At 47.8% G+C, this 15,681-nt stretch carries 15 protein-coding genes; 13 read left to right on the top strand and 2 right to left on the bottom strand.

The features are described 5' to 3' along the window. Positions 1 to 34: 34 nt before the first annotated feature. From hypF to C9I89_RS14620, 8 genes are all read left to right on the top strand, one after another. Complete coding sequence (hypF, locus tag C9I89_RS14655; protein ID WP_107284083.1) at positions 35 to 2,338, top strand: carbamoyltransferase HypF; 2,304 nt, start codon at positions 35 to 37, stop codon at positions 2,336 to 2,338. Positions 2,339 to 2,617: 279 nt separating this feature from the next. Beyond that, complete coding sequence (gene hypA, locus C9I89_RS14650) at positions 2,618 to 2,950, top strand: hydrogenase maturation nickel metallochaperone HypA (protein WP_211315259.1); 333 nt, start codon at positions 2,618 to 2,620, stop codon at positions 2,948 to 2,950. Positions 2,951 to 2,952: 2 nt separating this feature from the next. After that, on the top strand, positions 2,953 to 3,960 hold the full coding sequence (gene hypB, locus C9I89_RS14645; RefSeq protein WP_107284081.1) for a hydrogenase nickel incorporation protein HypB: 1,008 nt from the start codon (positions 2,953 to 2,955) through the stop codon (positions 3,958 to 3,960). Beyond that, positions 3,960 to 4,250 carry a HypC/HybG/HupF family hydrogenase formation chaperone gene (locus C9I89_RS14640; protein ID WP_107284080.1) on the top strand — a complete coding sequence of 97 codons (291 nt, stop codon included), beginning with the start codon at positions 3,960 to 3,962 and terminating at the stop codon, positions 4,248 to 4,250. The genes hypB and C9I89_RS14640 overlap by 1 nt, the downstream gene beginning before the upstream one ends. 2 nt (positions 4,251 to 4,252) lie before the next feature. Further along, complete coding sequence (hypD, locus tag C9I89_RS14635) at positions 4,253 to 5,368, top strand: hydrogenase formation protein HypD (protein ID WP_107284079.1); 1,116 nt, start codon at positions 4,253 to 4,255, stop codon at positions 5,366 to 5,368. A 3-nt stretch (positions 5,369 to 5,371) separates the two neighbouring features. Then, on the top strand, positions 5,372 to 6,385 hold the full coding sequence (gene hypE / locus C9I89_RS14630) for a hydrogenase expression/formation protein HypE (RefSeq protein ID WP_107284078.1): 1,014 nt from the start codon (positions 5,372 to 5,374) through the stop codon (positions 6,383 to 6,385). Positions 6,386 to 6,443: 58 nt separating this feature from the next. After that, complete coding sequence (locus C9I89_RS14625) at positions 6,444 to 7,016, top strand: HupE/UreJ family protein (protein ID WP_107284077.1); 573 nt, start codon at positions 6,444 to 6,446, stop codon at positions 7,014 to 7,016. Positions 7,017 to 7,520: 504 nt separating this feature from the next. Then, positions 7,521 to 7,766: a hypothetical protein gene (locus C9I89_RS14620; RefSeq protein ID WP_107284076.1), complete on the top strand. Its 246-nt coding sequence runs from the start codon at positions 7,521 to 7,523 to the stop codon at positions 7,764 to 7,766. Between the two features lie 198 nt (positions 7,767 to 7,964). Here the strand turns inward: C9I89_RS14620 and C9I89_RS14615 are convergent, their stop codons facing one another. After that, positions 7,965 to 8,999 (bottom strand): NADP(H)-dependent aldo-keto reductase, encoded by a 1,035-nt coding sequence (locus C9I89_RS14615; RefSeq protein WP_107284075.1) that lies wholly within the window; start codon positions 8,997 to 8,999, stop codon positions 7,965 to 7,967. A 197-nt stretch (positions 9,000 to 9,196) separates the two neighbouring features. Here C9I89_RS14615 and C9I89_RS14610 point away from each other — a divergent pair, with 197 nt between their 5' ends. Beyond that, positions 9,197 to 9,499 carry a DUF6482 family protein gene (locus C9I89_RS14610; protein ID WP_107284074.1) on the top strand — a complete coding sequence of 101 codons (303 nt, stop codon included), beginning with the start codon at positions 9,197 to 9,199 and terminating at the stop codon, positions 9,497 to 9,499. Between the two features lie 38 nt (positions 9,500 to 9,537). Here C9I89_RS14610 and mutH read toward each other — a convergent pair whose 3' ends face one another. Then, positions 9,538 to 10,206 (bottom strand): DNA mismatch repair endonuclease MutH, encoded by a 669-nt coding sequence (gene mutH / locus C9I89_RS14605; protein WP_107284073.1) that lies wholly within the window; start codon positions 10,204 to 10,206, stop codon positions 9,538 to 9,540. Positions 10,207 to 11,076: 870 nt separating this feature from the next. Between mutH and rppH the strand changes: the two genes are divergently transcribed. The 4 genes from rppH to lgt all read left to right on the top strand — a co-directional run bounded on the left by rppH (position 11,077) and on the right by lgt (position 15,593). Then, complete coding sequence (gene rppH / locus C9I89_RS14600; RefSeq protein ID WP_107284072.1) at positions 11,077 to 11,589, top strand: RNA pyrophosphohydrolase; 513 nt, start codon at positions 11,077 to 11,079, stop codon at positions 11,587 to 11,589. Between the two features lie 47 nt (positions 11,590 to 11,636). Then, entirely contained in the window at positions 11,637 to 13,892 is a 2,256-nt protein-coding gene (gene ptsP, locus C9I89_RS14595; protein WP_107284071.1) for a phosphoenolpyruvate--protein phosphotransferase, read from the top strand. Between the two features lie 10 nt (positions 13,893 to 13,902). Continuing rightward, a complete protein-coding gene (locus C9I89_RS14590; RefSeq protein WP_107284070.1) occupies positions 13,903 to 14,706 on the top strand; it encodes a sulfite exporter TauE/SafE family protein in 804 nt (267 codons plus the stop codon). An 80-nt stretch (positions 14,707 to 14,786) separates the two neighbouring features. Continuing rightward, entirely contained in the window at positions 14,787 to 15,593 is an 807-nt protein-coding gene (gene lgt, locus C9I89_RS14585; RefSeq protein WP_107284069.1) for a prolipoprotein diacylglyceryl transferase, read from the top strand. The last annotated feature ends 88 nt before the right edge of the window (positions 15,594 to 15,681 follow it).

Below are 15,681 nucleotides of genomic sequence, written 5' to 3'. Positions count from 1 at the left end.
TTAAAAATTGTGTACTTTTAGTTAATAAAAATGAATGAACAAGCAGTGCGACGGGGCTTCTCTAGGTATAGAGATTCGAGTTAAAGGCCGGGTTCAGGGCGTGGGTTTTCGTCCTTATATCTGGCAAATAGCACAAGAACTTGATGCTGTCGGTTATGTATTAAATGACAGTAAAGGAGTGCTGATACGCTTAACTCAGACGACGGACGCAGCCCTCTTTCTCCAGCTGATCCGGGATCGCTGTCCGCCATTGGCTTTTATTGAAAGTGTCGATACTGCGGTTTATTCCTGGCAGGAGATACCCACCAGCTTTGAAATCATCCAGTCTCAGCACGTCGAGATGGAGACTCAGATCATCCCGGATGCGGCAACGTGTGAAGAGTGTAAGCACGAGCTTCTTGATGAACATGATCGCCGCTACCGCTATCCATTTATAAACTGTACTCATTGCGGTCCCCGTTTCACTATTATCTCTGCCATGCCTTATGACAGGCCTTCGACAACGATGGCTGGCTTTCCTCTTTGTGACTTCTGTTTAACGGAATATAAAAATCCGGCCAATCGCCGTTTTCACGCCCAGCCTGTAGCATGCCCTGTCTGTGGTCCGGCTCTTTGGCTGATTGATCAGCAAGGAGGGCAACATACTGAAGATGCGCTTTTATTAGCCGCTCAGGCTATTAAGCAAGGTAAAATTGTGGCAATGAAAGGTCTGGGGGGCTTTCACCTTGTCTGCGATGCCGGCTCTGACCAAGCGGTTAGCAAATTAAGGGAGAGAAAGCGCCGTCTGACCAAGCCGCTTGCAGTCATGGTGCCCGATTTAGCCTGGGCAGGCCAAATTGCGGAGATTAATGAACATGAAACAGCCCAGCTGGTATCTAGTGCGGCACCGATTGTTTTAGTGACCAAAAAGAAACAGTATGTAGATTATATTTCAAGCCAAATTGCCCCCGGGTTGGTCGAAGTTGGATTAATGTTACCGGCTAATCCACTGCAGCATCTGTTAGCGGAACAACTGGCATTACCGGTCGTGATGACATCGGCTAATGCGCCGGGGTACCCGCCCGCGATGACAAATCAGCAAGCTTTGTCTCAGCTTTCAGATATTGCCGATCTCTTTTTACTGAATAATCGCCCCATTATACAAAGAGCAGATGATTCGCTTATTCGGGTTAATGAACATAACCAATTAGAGATGCTGCGTCGAAGTCGAGGCTATGTTCCTAATGCGGTACCCGTTCCCGCTGATTTTCCATCCGTTAACAAGATATTAGCCGCTGGTGGTGATTTGAAAAACAGCTTTGCCTTAGGGCGGGATAAAGATGTCATTGTCAGTCAGTTTTTCGGTGATCTGGAACAAATTGAAATTCAACAACAGTATTTGCAAAGTCTTGACCATTTTACTGAAGTGTATAACTGGCATCCGGAAAAGCTGGCCCTAGATTGTCATCCCCATTATTCGACTCGCTTACTCATTCAGGCTCATTATCCGGAGGTTCCCGTCAGTCAGGTTTTTCATCATCATGCGCACGTGGCGGCGTGTCTGTTTGAGCATGGTTGGAAGCTCTCGGATGGCAAAGTATTAGCACTCGCATTGGACGGTATCGGAGTGGGGCCGAATCAGGCGCTATGGGGGGGCGAAATACTCCTTGCTGATTATCAAGAGTGCCATAAATTGGGTGGACTGCCTGATTATCCTCTTCCAGGCGGTGATATGGCTGCGAAACAACCCTGGCGAATTTTACTTTCTCACCTTGAAACATTTCTGCCTGCGTGGCAAGAGCAGATAGGTGTCGAGTTATTTCAGGGCAAACCATGGCAGTTATTATTGAAAGTGATCCAACAAAAAACTCATGCTCCAGCTACCAGCTCTGCCGGACGTTTTTTTGATGGCGTAGCAGCATCACTTGGAATTTGTTTCGACCAGATTAATCATGAAGGAGAGGCGGCGTGTCGGTTGGAGAGTCTGGCATGGCAGGCAGATACGCTTAATTTAAGAGAGCAATTAAAGATCCCATTGAATAAGAATGGATATCAATTGGATATACATGGTTTTTGGTTGCAGTGGTTTAAATTAAATTGTTCAACAGAACAAAAAGCCTGGTTATTTCATGACGCTCTTGCTCGTGCTTTTGCCAAACTTGTGTTGATGAAAAGTCGAGAAAAAAACATAACGACAATAGTCTTGACGGGGGGCGTTTTCCATAATCGTCTCTTAACCAAACTGATGATTAATTACTTTGATGATAGCTTGAATATATTAAAGCCCAGCCTTTTTTCATGCGGTGATGGTGGCTTAGCGTTAGGCCAGATAGCCATTGCGGCTATGGATAATAACTGATTAAGCCAGTTTGACTCGTTCTATCTGGCTTTTCCAAAGGCTTATTTCCAGATCATTCCATGCTCATTTAGCTTTTAGTCGAAATTAACGTTTCTTGATAAACGTTTTTATTTTGTACGGTTCCTGTCGCTTGGCTAAGCTTTGCTAAACAGCAAGTTGAAACGCGGATTTCCGAGCAGACAGTATCATTAGTCGCCGCGTACGATCCCTGCGTGGGAATTGTGATCAACCCTGTTGTGGGAAAGCAACAGATTAGTCAGGGGCTGTCAGATGCATGAGATGTCATTATGCCTAGAAATGGTCAAATTATTAGACCAGCAGGCGCATATCAAGGGGTTTCGGAACGTCACAGCGGTTTGGTTGGAAGTCGGTGCCTTATCCTGCGTGGAGCCGGAAGCATTACAATTTTGTTTTCAATCGGCAGCGAAAGATTCCGTTGCGGCAAATGCAAAACTGTATGTTATCTGTCAACAAGCAATAGCGTGGTGCTTTGACTGCAGTAAAGAAGTTGAAATAACACAGCGCGGTGATAGTTGCCCGTATTGTAAGGGTTATCAGCTGAAAGTTGCGCAAGGTGACGCTTTGCGTATTAACGAAATTGAGGTGGAATAGATATGTGTAGTGTTTGCGGCTGCGGTGAATCCCGGATAGAAGGAGAACAACATGGAGAGCATCATGTTCATTCTCATCATCACAGTGATCACCACCATCATGGCCATCATACTGATCAAGTCAGTGGCGATGAGCAAAAAGCGGGATCAGAGTATGGAGCAGGACAAACCGTCGTGATCCACCATTACCATCATCAGGGCGATGTCCACCATCACCACCATCACTATCATGGCGCTGCTCAAGAAAATTCGACGGCTGTAGAAAAACAGGCCGACCATTCTCACGAGCTAGCACCGGAGCACTCGGCACAAGGTGATCTGCACTTTGGCAAGGGCGAAGCGGGCACACATGTTCCCGGAATCAACCAGCGTCAGCTTATTCAGATAGAAATGGATGTCCTGGGTAAGAATGATCAGCTGGCAGAGCATAACCGCGAACATTTTGCCGCGGCCCAGCAATTAGTCCTTAATCTTGTATCCAGCCCCGGTTCAGGGAAAACAACATTACTGACCGAGACGCTCAAACAATTACAGCAACGACGGGCGTGTGCCGTCATTGAAGGTGATCAGCAGACAACGAATGACGCCGATCGGATCCGGGCGACAGGGGTACCAGCCATTCAGGTTAATACCGGCAAAGGGTGTCACCTTGACGCGAAAATGGTACATGATGCATGCCACCAGCTTACCCTGGATAACGAAGGGGTCCTTTTTATTGAAAATGTCGGCAACCTGGTTTGCCCGTCAAGTTTTGATTTAGGCGAAAATTACAAAGTGGCGATTTTATCGGTCACTGAAGGTGAAGATAAGCCGTTGAAATATCCTAATATGTTTGCCGCTTCCCAGCTGATGATCATCAATAAAATCGATCTGCTCCCTTATGTCAGCTTTGATATTGATAACTGTATTGCGAATGCGCGCAGGGTGAATCCTGACATTCAGGTGATCCAGCTGTCAGCCTCGACGGGTGAAGGAATGAAGGCCTGGTTAAACTGGCTGGAGACGGCCTGATGTGTTTAGGGATCCCAGGAAAAATTATAGCACTCGATGAGCATAGCCAAACGGGGGCAACAATCGATGTATGCGGTGTCAGTCGCAAGGTCGATATTTCCTGTCTGTTAGCGCCGGAAATATTGCCCGAGCAACTAGTTGGTCAGTGGGTTCTTGTCCATGTCGGGTTTGCAATGGCTGTGATAGATGAGCAGCAAGCGCAGGAAACCTTACAGGCATTACAGTCAATGCAGGCACTTGAGCACGAAATTGCAGATTTTAGCCAGCTTGATAATCATAAACGGAAATAAGAATGCAACTTGTCGATGAGTTTCGTGATCCTCTGCTGGCTAAAAAAGTCGTTGATCATATCAACGCCGTTTTTGCCGAGCTTCCTTATAGTCGTGAGCGCCCTTTGCAAATTATGGAAGTCTGCGGAGGACATACCCACACAATTTTCAAGTTTGGTCTTGATCAGCTATTACCTGACGGGATCGAGTTTGTACACGGCCCGGGTTGTCCGGTTTGTGTCTTGCCGATGTCACGGTTAGATGACTTCATGACGTTAGGTGAGGCGGAAAAGACGATTTTATGTACTTTCGGTGATGCCATGCGGGTTCCCGGAACCAATGGTTCTTTACTCGATGCCAACGCCCGCGGGTATCAGGTCAGGATCGTCTATTCGCCACTTGATGCGTTGACCATTGCCAAAGAAAATCCGGACCATGAAATTATTTTCTTTGGCCTGGGCTTTGAAACGACGATGCCTTCGACCGCGATGACGCTTAAACAAGCCAAGCAGCAGGGCGTGACTAACTTTAGCCTTTTCTGTCAGCACATTACCATTGCGCCGACATTAAAAGCGCTGCTTGAACAGGCTGATATCCGTATCGATGGTTTCTTATTGCCCGGCCATGTCAGCATGATTGTGGGTTCGGAACCCTATCAGTTTATTGCTCGCGATTTTCAAAAGCCTTCTGTCATAACGGGGTTTGAACCGCTGGATGTTTTGCAATCAATCTTAATGCTATTAGAGCAGTTCCGTGATCAGCGCTGTGAGATCGGAAATCAGTATCAACGTGTGGTTGCCAGACAAGGCAACCCAATGGCTCTGAAAGCGATGGCAGAGGTGTTTACTGCCAAGCACTCAAGTCTCTGGCGAGGTTTGGGGCATATAGCTGACTCAGGTATTCAATTGACACCTGACTATGCTGAGTTTGATGCGGAGCAAAAATTTACGATTGATCCTTCCACCTCCGTAGAGCCCGAAGCATGTCGTTGCGGGGATGTGTTAACCGGGCGCTGTAAACCTATTGACTGCCCGCTGTTTGGAAATCAGTGTACGCCGACCAATGCCATTGGCGCTTTGATGGTTTCCTCAGAAGGTGCTTGCGCTGCCTATTATCAATATCGTCTAGAGGTCAATTAGTTAATGAATGAATTAATAACCCTTGCCCATGGCAGTGGTGGTGGGGCAATGCAACAGCTTATTCAGGATGTTTTCATCCAGAGCTTTAGCAATACCGAGCTGGATAAGCTGGAAGATCAGGCCCGGATATCGCTTCCGGCGTTACAGCTGGCTGGCAACCGATTGGCATTTTCCACCGACTCTTATGTTATTGACCCGATTTTTTTTCCGGGAGGAGATATAGGTAAAATTGCGGTATGCGGAACGGCAAATGATGTCGCCATGAGCGGTGCGAGGCCGGAGTATCTATCATGTGGTTTTATCTTAGAAGAGGGATTGCCGATCGCGGTACTGAAGCAGGTTGTGCAATCGATGGCCGACACCGCCGCTCAGATCGGGATTAAGATTGTGACGGGGGATACCAAAGTTGTCCCTAAAGGGGCGGTAGATAAACTGTTTATCAATACCTCAGGCCTCGGCGTGATCCCGCAAGGGATTGATTATGGCGCTGATAAGATCCAGCCCGGCGATCAGGTGATTGTCTCCGGAACCATTGGCGATCATGGTGCCACTATCTTGAACCTGCGTGAAAAGCTGGGGATAGAAGGAAATCTGAGCAGTGACTGTCAGCATTTATACCCGGTTGTTGCTGCCCTAAAAAATATTCAAGGGGTAAGAGCCTTGCGGGATGCAACCCGGGGCGGGGTTAATGCGGTGCTGCATGAATTCTGCTCAAGTTCAGGTTGCGGTATTACGGTATCTGAGAGCCAGTTACCGATTTCCAGCCAGGTACGTGGTATCTGTGAGCTGTTGGGGCTGGATCCGATTAACTTTGCCAATGAAGGAAAGCTGATTGCGGTGGTGACCAAAGAGGATGCCGAGGATGCTTTAGCCGCAATGAGAATCACGGCAGAAGGGGAAAATGCAGCCATTATCGGGGAAGTCAACGATCAGCGTCGGGTGACGCTTTCAGGTTTATTCGGAGGAACACGACGGTTAGATTTACCCTCATTTGAACCGTTACCCAGAATTTGCTAAGTCACGAACAACAAACCAGAGCGAAGACTTCCTACATAACTATAAAAAGGAAAATAAAGTGAAAAAATTCGTGATATCTCTATTAGCGCTTGCAATTCCGATGGTGGCATCAGCACATTCCGGACATCTTGCAACCACGAGTTTAAGCGGTTTTCTTCACCCGTTTACCGGTGGTGATCATATTGCGGCAATGGTGGCTGTTGGTTTATGGGCTGCTGTCATGGGAGGAAAGGCATTATGGCATTTACCATTAGCGTTTGTTGCGGCGATGCTTGCCGGTGCGGTATTCGCGGTCGTTAATATTCAACTTCCGGCCGTAGAGTTCGGTATTGCATTGTCTGTCGTGGTGATGGGGCTGGTACTGGCTGTTGATATTCGCCCTGGCCATAAGTTCGCATCTGTATTAGTGATGGTGTTTGCTCTTTTCCACGGCCATGCGCATGGCCTGGAAATGCCTGTAGCATCAAGTACTGCGATTTACTTCACTGGTTTTTTAGCTGCAACGCTTGCATTGCATGTTTCGGGGATGGCTTTGGGGCAGTTAGTGATCAAAGCCCGGTTGGGACAATGGGCCTTTAAAATGACAGGGGCAATCATGGCGTTATTCGGTGGCATGTTGCTACTTAATTGACCAATCGTAGCAAAACGCTTCAGGATGGTTACGGACTTGACTCTTGTTCGGTTTCGTCAGCTGTCTGGTGTGGCATATAACATTCTGAAACACATGGTTTTTGTTAGTTATATCAGTTACCATTTGGCTCCTGTTTTTTGTGCTGTTTTTTTAGCCGCCACATAAAAATAGTTGGGTATAACCGGCGGATAGAGTAATGAACACAGCATAAAATTTTTTTATGCATCTCAGTGTAAATAGATGCTTGTTTAATCACTTGGGACGGTTAAAATTAACTCTCATTTCACACATTTCTAATTCATTTTCAGGAGGAACGCATGATGACAATCAATACCACGAAGTGTATGCGTCCTGCTGTTGATGCCACTGCACAAATCAAACATTAACAGCAATTCGCTGTGTATATGGGCCGCGGATACTGTCGCGGTTAGCTAATTAAGTTGTAAGCCCGATCCCGGCAGCCTCTGTGACCCTCCCTTTAAACATTAAATGGAGAGCATAATCATGCGCCAATCAGTCTATTTACACATGGCCGTTTTATTTATTCGTCTGGATATTCATCGTGAAAACGAAGCCTGGCGTCGCGTTCACCGCCGTATTCGCGTGGACTTACCACACGTTTCGAAGCACATATTGCAAGATATTGGTGTTGGTGACGATTGCCGCCTTGAGTCTGGTTTCGGGTCGACGCAGGCTGAACGTAAAGTCTCTCTCCTGAGGCGAGAATACCAATCTAGATTAGTAACGTAATACTAGCGCCCCACTCTCTTATTCATTGAGTGGGGCGCCATAACCTTCGCTTCTACGAAAACCTGCCTGGTTCAACTAACATTATGGAAAGTGACATCCGTGGTGATAAATCTCCACGGGATCCCCCCATTTATCGCTGTATCCCGTCATCCGCCGAATGATTAACTACTTAGCACAGCGAACTTAACGCAACGAGTATTATGGGCACGGATTAGAGTAGCTGATACCGGCTTGTTCCAAGTCATTTAGCACCTCTTCGGTCAGGTTAAGATCGATGCTGGCAATATTGGCTTCCAGCTGAGTCAGGGTCGTTGCCCCGATAATATTAGAGGCAACAAAAGGACGTTGATTGACAAAAGCCAATGCCATTTGAGCGGGATCCAGTCCGTGTTTGTTGGCAATGTCGACATAGGCTTGTGTTGCGGCCACGCCTTGCGGATTGAAATAGCGAGAGAAGCGTTCAAATAAGGTGCAGCGGGCACCTTCAGGACGAGCGTCATGCAAGTATTTACCACTGAGTGTACCGAATGCCAGCGGCGAATAGGCGAGCAGTTCTACCCCTTCATGGTGGCTGATTTCAGATAGGCCAACTTCAAAACTACGATTCAGCAAGTTATAGGGATTCTGGATGGTGACGACGCGTGGTAAATCGTGTTTAGCGGCCAGATTCAGATAAGACATGACTCCCCAAGGCGTTTCATTTGAAAGGCCAATATAGCGGATCTTACCGGCACGGACTAACTCAGCGAGGGCATCAAGGGTGTCAGTTATCGTGACCCCGGAATGATCTTCTTTATATTGATAATTTAGCTGGCCAAAACAGTTAGTTTCACGTTGCGGCCAGTGCAGCTGGTACAGATCGATATAGTCGGTTTGTAACCGGTTCAGGCTGGTTTCGACGGCATCGTGAATATTCCGGCGATCAAGTGCCATGTTGTCACGGATATAAGGCAGGTTGCGAGGCCCTGCGACTTTTGTTGCGAGAATGACTTTATCGCGTTTTCCGGAATGCTGTAGCCAGTTGCCGATGTAAGTTTCCGTCAGCCCCTGAGTCTCAGGCTTCGGCGGCACGGGATACATTTCTGCGGTATCGATAAAGTTGACGCCGCGCTCGAAGGCAAAATCAAGCTGGTTATGCGCTTCGGCTTCAGTATTCTGTTCACCAAATGTCATCGTACCCAAGCATATCTTGCTTACTTCCAGCGAAGAGTGGGGGATTTGATGGTATTCCATGAGCCCTCCTTGGACTGTCTGTCATATCTTGCAGTAATAACATAGTCATGGGGATCTGAAAAGATCGCTGTTCGATGTATTGTGGCTTCTTGGATATGCGGTGTCGGGAATGTGACTGGCAACTTGATGATATGCCTATCATGACACATAGTTATAGCTAGGGGTGTCAGTTAAAGAGAACGACGGAAGGGGCTGTGATGAAACTATCTCAATTGAAACACTGGCTGAAATCGGGACATGGGACGGTTCCTAAATGTATTATAACCAGCTATGCCAGTTGCTCGGACTATTTGATAGAAGTGGAATATAAGCATCATCTGGAGCCGTTAAAAGATGATCTCGACGAGATGTTACGCTTTCAGTCGATAGAGCAGATCAAAGAGCTATTACGCCCGTTGGGGATCACCTCTGTCGTGTTGCGAGTGACCGATCCGTATGATGAATTTTCTGCGGATGGCCAAGTGTCGCAGTGCCGGGAAGATATGCTGATATCTCTGTAATAGCTGTTTCTGCAGGGTGAAATATTACAGTTCAGACATTACACAATGAAATAACGTTCGAGGATTTCTGCGGTAAAGCTGGTTTTCAGATAAAAACCCCGTGGCAAGGTTTTTATCGGTTGGCCATTGGCACCGTAAGCTTCTGTCAGTGCTTTACTGTTTGCCGCTTTAGGGCGTAATTGCAGGATCTCACCATGTCGTGCCGTGATCTGTTCGACCTGTCCCAGCACGATCATATCCATTAATTCCTCCCAGTCTTGGCGTAAACGCTGTTCTTCTGCTGCTGATGGACTCCAGAGCAGAGGAGAGCCGACATGACGATCTGCCAGCGGGATATCTCGTTCACCTTCCACCGGGATCCACAGCACCCGCGCCAGCTTATGGCGAATATGGCTGTTTTCCCAATTCAGACCGTGTAGCCCGATCAGTGGGGCAACGCAGACAAAGGTCGTTTCAAGCGGCTTGCCGCTATATCCAATCGGGATGGTTTTCAACTCGATACCCAGCTCGGCAAAATCAGGCACAGGTTTGCTGCCAGCCGTCGCCCCGAGATGCCATTCTAGTAGCTGGCCGACCCAACCTTTGTCTCGCTTGAGATCGGGCGGGGTGACCATATCGGCCTGCTGTGCCAGCTCTTTTAAGGTTAAACCGGCCAGTTCTTCGGCGCGGGCCAGCAGTTCTTGTTCTGATTGAGGAGTTGGGCGCATAACAATTAAGGCATATAAAAAGAGAGAGGCTGGTTTGTAAGGAACGAAATGTTGTCATCTGACCTATATCGTTGTTGATCATAGTAAGGCATGAGCAACGTAAGTCACAGTATTTTATCACACTGGTATTGAGGAGTCTGCTGGTTAGCTTCTCAGTCTGGCAGGGCCTGAAGTGGTTAATATATGTTCGATCCTTCTGCGGTCAGGATTAAACATGACCGAAAAAAGAGAGTGATTGTTATATAATGCTATGATTTTTAATGTTATTTATTGTCACGTAGGGAAGTTGCTGGTGAGCAAGATAGGGGGATGTTTTTGTTATTCAGAATAAATGCGAGGATCTTTCACAAAGATATCCACAGGATATTTGGATAAATATTTTAACTCCTGCCGTGCTGGTTAAATACACAGGGGTTTGTCGGTTATTTAGGCGGTTTGTTTGTCGGTTTTTTGGCTGCTGATGATTTCCAGTGTGGATAAATTCGATATTGGTTGATCCTTGACCGATCTTATTGGTGTAACAATAACGATCTCGGAAATTAATTTTTATTAATAATATTGTATTTATATATTGTTGATTTTAAAGCTTTAGGTTGCTCTGCTTTTGAGGCTGGAGGGGCTTTGCTAAGATCGTTAAATTGTTGAAACAGGTGTTTATATAAGCTTCTTCACAAATCTATCCACAGAAAGAGTGAATAAATGTGGCGTAGGTCTCACTTGTCTGTTCATAAATTGGTCTGAGCAAAAAAGTTATCCAAAAATTGGGTGCTAGGTAGTAAAAAACGGTTATTAATTAGAATGTTTGTTTACCCCTCCCCACGATCTGTGAAAAAATCACTGTTAATAGAGATTTATACTTGAGGTCGTCCAGTGATAGATGGCGATGGATACCGTCCTAATGTTGGGATAGTTATCTGTAATAGCCACGGCCAGGTTTTCTGGGCTCGACGATATGGACAACATTCTTGGCAATTTCCACAAGGTGGCATTGATGAAGGGGAAACCCCGGAACAAGCCATGTACCGAGAATTGTATGAGGAAGTGGGACTTACCAAAAAAGATGTCAGGATTTTAGCTTCTAGCCGTCATTGGCTACGTTATAAATTACCCAAGCGTCTTGTCCGGTGGGACTCCAAACCTGTTTGTATCGGGCAAAAACAGAAGTGGTTTTTGCTCAGCCTGGAATGCGATGAGTCAAAGGTTAATATGCAGCGAGGCAAGACGCCTGAGTTTGATGGTTGGCGCTGGGTCAGTTACTGGTACCCCGTTCGTCAGGTTGTGTCTTTTAAGCGTGACGTATATCGCCGTGCCTTAAAAGAATTCGCCGCAATGGCGATGCCGTTCAAAGAGCGAAAGGTAAAGCGTAAAGGCAAGCGAGGGTAAATCAGGATCAATCCTTAATCCGTTTGGTATAGCAGATAAGGCAAACTATGCTGACACAGCTAAGAGAAATTGTTGAGAAAGTCGCCAGTGCTCAAAATTTGATTGAAGCGCTCGATCTGCTTGTAGTCAGCACATGTCAGGCGATGAAGACAGATTGTTGTTCTGTTTACATCGCTGATGACAAACGACAAAAATACACATTAATGGCAAGCCAGGGGCTGAATAAGCCCCGTCATCAGATCGGACTACGGTTTGATGAAGGGCTGGTGGGGCTGGTCGGTCGCCGCGCCGAACCGATCAATGTGGCTGATGCTCGTACCCATCCTCATTTCAAACACCTTCCCGGTACCGGGGAAGAGTTATTTGGATCTTTCTTTGGCACCCCCATTATTCATCAGCGTCAGGTACTAGGTGTGTTGGTTATCCAGCAGCGCCAGCGACGTGAGTTTGATGAAAGCGAAGAATCTTTCATGGTAACCCTGGCAGCTCAGCTGGCAGTCATTCTGGCTCATGCAAAAGCCCAAGGTATGTGGCCTGATCAGCATGATGGTCTGCATCTTGTCGGTTCAGCGGCGTCTTCTGGCGTTGCGGTGGCAAAAGCTTGGTGGGATGATAATCAGTTGCAGCTGGAGCAAGTTTTGCCCGCATCCTGCCTCGATATTGAAGCTGAGCAAGAGCGGCTGAGCATTGCGATTGAGCTGGCGAGTGCGGAGTTTCGCCGTTTACGCAAGCGATTTGACAGCGATCTGCATAAAGAAACGCTGGCGATTTTTGATCTGTTCAGCCACCTGTTAAACGATCCCATGCTGCGTAAAGATCTGTTTGCCAAAGTGTCGGTAGGGGATCAGGCCGAGTGGGCAATTCGCCAGGTGGTAGAAGCATATTCCGCGCGTTTTGCCAATATGAAAGATGAGTACCTGAAAGAACGCGCTCGGGATCTTCGTGAACTGGGCCAGCGCCTGCTCTTTTTCCTTCATTATGACGATGTCACCGAACAGCAGTGGGATGAACCCATCGTCTTGCTTACCCGCGAGTTGACAGCAGCGATGTTAGCGACTATTCCGCCGGGTAAATTGGCGGCCGTCGTGGCACAGGAAGGGGCGGCCAACTCCCATGCTGCTATTCTTTCGCGGGCATTAGGTATACCTGCGCTGATGGGGGTCGATTTTATCCCGGAGATGGTCCACAACCGCCAGGTTATCGTTGATGGCTATCGGGGTGATTTGCTGGTGACCCCTAATCCTCATGTACTGGCAGAATACCGTCGGTTACTCAAAGAAGAAAATGAGCTGGCTAAAATCGTGGAAGGGGAGCTGGACAAGGCTTCTTATACCAAAGATAACCAGCGCATTTATATCCATCTGAATGCCGGACTCAGCGCTGATACCTGCATTGCCGTCAATAAAGGGGTCGACGGGGTCGGGCTTTACCGTACCGAAGTGCCGTTTCTGCTGCAGCGCAGCTTTCCTTCTGAAGAAGAGCAAACCTCACAGTATCGGGCCATTTTAGCCACTTATCCGGATCAGTCGGTGGTGATGCGTACCCTCGATATCGGCGGTGATAAACCGCTGCCCTATTTGTCGATAGAAGAAGACAATCCGTTTTTAGGCTGGCGCGGCATCCGTTTTACCCTCGATCATCCTGAGATTTTTTTGATCCAGGTACGTGCCATGTTAAAAGCCAGCATGGGACTGGATAACATGGATATTTTGCTGCCAATGATCTCCGGGATTGCCGAGTTGGATGAGGCCAAGGGCCTGATTGAACGCGCGTATTGCGAAGTGGCAGCATACGCTGAAGAACAGGGTGTTGAGCTTCAACGTCCGCGGCTTGGCATCATGATTGAAGTGCCTTCCATTTTGTATCAGTTGCCGGCATTAAAAGGCCGGGTTGATTTTATTTCGGTTGGCAGTAATGATCTTACGCAGTATTTACTCGCGGTTGATCGCAACAATGCGCGGGTCGCGAATATCTATGATTCATTGCACCCTGCTGTTTTAAATGCATTAAAACACATAATCGATACCGGAAATCGACTGGAGATCCCTGTCAGTGTCTGTGGGGAGTTAGCGGGCGATCCCGTAGGGGCTTTATTACTTGTCGGTATGGGCTATCGCTCATTGAGTATGAATACCCGTAATGTTGCCAAGATCAAATACATCTTACGGCATATTACGCTGGCTGAAATGCAACAGCTGGCTCAGTTTGCATTGACGGCGGCATTAGCAGATGATGTGCGTAGCAAAACAACAGATTTCGTCGAAGAACGCGGTTTAGGTGGCTTTATCAGAGCCGGTAAGTAGTAGGTGTCGGATGTTAGAAAGCACGTTATGGCTGTTTGCCATGTGCCTGGTGTTAGGAAGCGGTGTCGGGCTGTTAGCCGGGCTATTGGGTATCGGCGGAGGACTGGTCGTCGTACCTGCGCTGGTATGGTTACTGCCCGAAGCGGGGATTGATGGCCGTTTAGTCATGCATATTGCGCTGGCCACATCGCTGGCCAGTATTGTATTAACGTCTGGCGCTTCTGCACGTAACCATATCAAGCTGGGTAATGTGGATTTTTCGATTGTAAAAAGTATGGCTCCCGGGGTGGTGTTAGGCGGCTTAGGCGGCAGTGTCATCGCTGAACTGGTACCTACGGCGCTGTTACCTAAGATCTTTTCCGTTATCGTGTTGTTACTGGCAGTACAGATGCTGGTTTCAATGCGAATAACCCGCCACCGGGCATTACCTGGTTCGGTGGCCTGTGTCTGTAGTGGCGGAATGATTGGGGTTGTCTCCAGCCTGGCGGGGATCGGAGGTGGCTCGCTAACGGTGCCGTATTTAAGTTGGTACGGGGTAGAAATGCGGTGTGCTATCGGTAGTGCTTCACTATCCGGTGCTATTATCGCACTTTCAGGAATGACCGGTTTTATTGCCGCCGGTGTCGGGGATGAAACTTTACCGGCAATGAGTATTGGTTATGTGTATTTGCCTGCACTGATCGGGATAGTGTCGACGTCAATGCTGACAACGCGTTATGGTGCGGCGTTAGTGAGTCGTTTGCCGACGATGACGTTAAAGAAATTTTTTGCGGTTTTTCTGCTCTTTATTGGTAGCAAAATGTTTTTGGGATAAGCGATGACGGGATGGATAGAGAGTCGAATATTGACTCGCGATATTTACCCGACATACAAGTATGAATATGAGAATGCATAATGAGCCAAAGCTTTTTAACCTTTCCAAATATTGACCCGATCTTAATTGAAATCGGTCCTCTCGCGATTCGCTGGTACGGCCTGATGTACCTGCTTGGCTTTGTCTTTGCGATGTGGCTGGCTAATCGCCGAGCGAATAAGCCGAACAGTGGCTGGACTCATGAACAGGTTAGCGATCTGTTATTCGCCGGTTTCCTCGGGGTCGTGTTAGGAGGCCGCATTGGCTACGTGGTGTTCTACAACTTCGATCTGTTTCTAGCTAATCCGCTCTATCTGTTTAAAGTCTGGACCGGCGGTATGTCGTTCCATGGCGGGTTACTGGGCGTGATCACCGCCATGTTCTGGTACGGGCATAAAAACGGCCGCACTTTCTTCTCGGTCGCGGATTTTATCGCACCGCTGGTGCCTTTTGGTTTAGGCGTTGGCCGGTTGGGTAACTTTATCAATGGCGAGCTATGGGGGCGTGTCAGCGATGTGCCTTGGGCGATGGTCTTCCCTACCGGCGGTCCGTTGCCTCGTCACCCGTCGCAGCTTTACGAGTTCTTCTTAGAGGGGCTGGTACTATTGCTGATCTTGAACCTATTCATTCGTAAGCCGCGTCCGGCAGGCGCGGTGTCGGGCTTGTTCCTGACCGGGTACGGCAGCTTCCGCTTTATTGTCGAATATTTCCGTGAGCCGGATGCACACCTGGGACTTTTTAGCGGCTGGATCAGTATGGGGCAGATCCTTTCTTTGCCAATGGTGATTGGTGGCTTGCTGATGATGCTATGGGCGTATAAAGCTCAGCCTAAAGGCAAAGCGGCGTAGGTTTAAGCACGCTTAGCAGGTAACGCAGAAAGGCAGTATCGAAAGATGCTGCTTTTTTTTGATTCTGGTAAAATCGCCGCCATCAGGT

Origin of the sequence: Photobacterium lipolyticum, assembly GCF_003026475.1 — a bacterium.
Lineage (GTDB): Bacteria > Pseudomonadota > Gammaproteobacteria > Enterobacterales > Vibrionaceae > Photobacterium > Photobacterium lipolyticum.
The sequence above is the reverse complement of the archived record's forward strand: the minus strand, read 5'-3'. Positions and strand labels throughout refer to the sequence as shown.

What these genes read in the sequence shown, in the direction of transcription:
- C9I89_RS14615 (WP_107284075.1), bottom strand. Translation starts at nt 8,999, where the DNA reads ATGGAATACCATCAAATCCCCCACTCTTCGCTGGAAGTAAGCAAGATA.
- mutH (WP_107284073.1), bottom strand. Translation starts at nt 10,206, where the DNA reads ATGCGCCCAACTCCTCAATCAGAACAAGAACTGCTGGCCCGCGCCGAA.
- hypB (WP_107284081.1), top strand. Translation starts at nt 2,953, where the DNA reads ATGTGTAGTGTTTGCGGCTGCGGTGAATCCCGGATAGAAGGAGAACAA.
- hypA (WP_211315259.1), top strand. Translation starts at nt 2,618, where the DNA reads ATGTCATTATGCCTAGAAATGGTCAAATTATTAGACCAGCAGGCGCAT.
- lgt (WP_107284069.1), top strand. Translation starts at nt 14,787, where the DNA reads ATGAGCCAAAGCTTTTTAACCTTTCCAAATATTGACCCGATCTTAATT.
- hypE (WP_107284078.1), top strand. Translation starts at nt 5,372, where the DNA reads ATGAATGAATTAATAACCCTTGCCCATGGCAGTGGTGGTGGGGCAATG.
- C9I89_RS14610 (WP_107284074.1), top strand. Translation starts at nt 9,197, where the DNA reads ATGAAACTATCTCAATTGAAACACTGGCTGAAATCGGGACATGGGACG.
- ptsP (WP_107284071.1), top strand. Translation starts at nt 11,637, where the DNA reads ATGCTGACACAGCTAAGAGAAATTGTTGAGAAAGTCGCCAGTGCTCAA.
- C9I89_RS14640 (WP_107284080.1), top strand. Translation starts at nt 3,960, where the DNA reads ATGTGTTTAGGGATCCCAGGAAAAATTATAGCACTCGATGAGCATAGC.
- C9I89_RS14590 (WP_107284070.1), top strand. Translation starts at nt 13,903, where the DNA reads ATGTTAGAAAGCACGTTATGGCTGTTTGCCATGTGCCTGGTGTTAGGA.
- hypF (WP_107284083.1), top strand. Translation starts at nt 35, where the DNA reads ATGAACAAGCAGTGCGACGGGGCTTCTCTAGGTATAGAGATTCGAGTT.
- hypD (WP_107284079.1), top strand. Translation starts at nt 4,253, where the DNA reads ATGCAACTTGTCGATGAGTTTCGTGATCCTCTGCTGGCTAAAAAAGTC.
- C9I89_RS14620 (WP_107284076.1), top strand. Translation starts at nt 7,521, where the DNA reads ATGCGCCAATCAGTCTATTTACACATGGCCGTTTTATTTATTCGTCTG.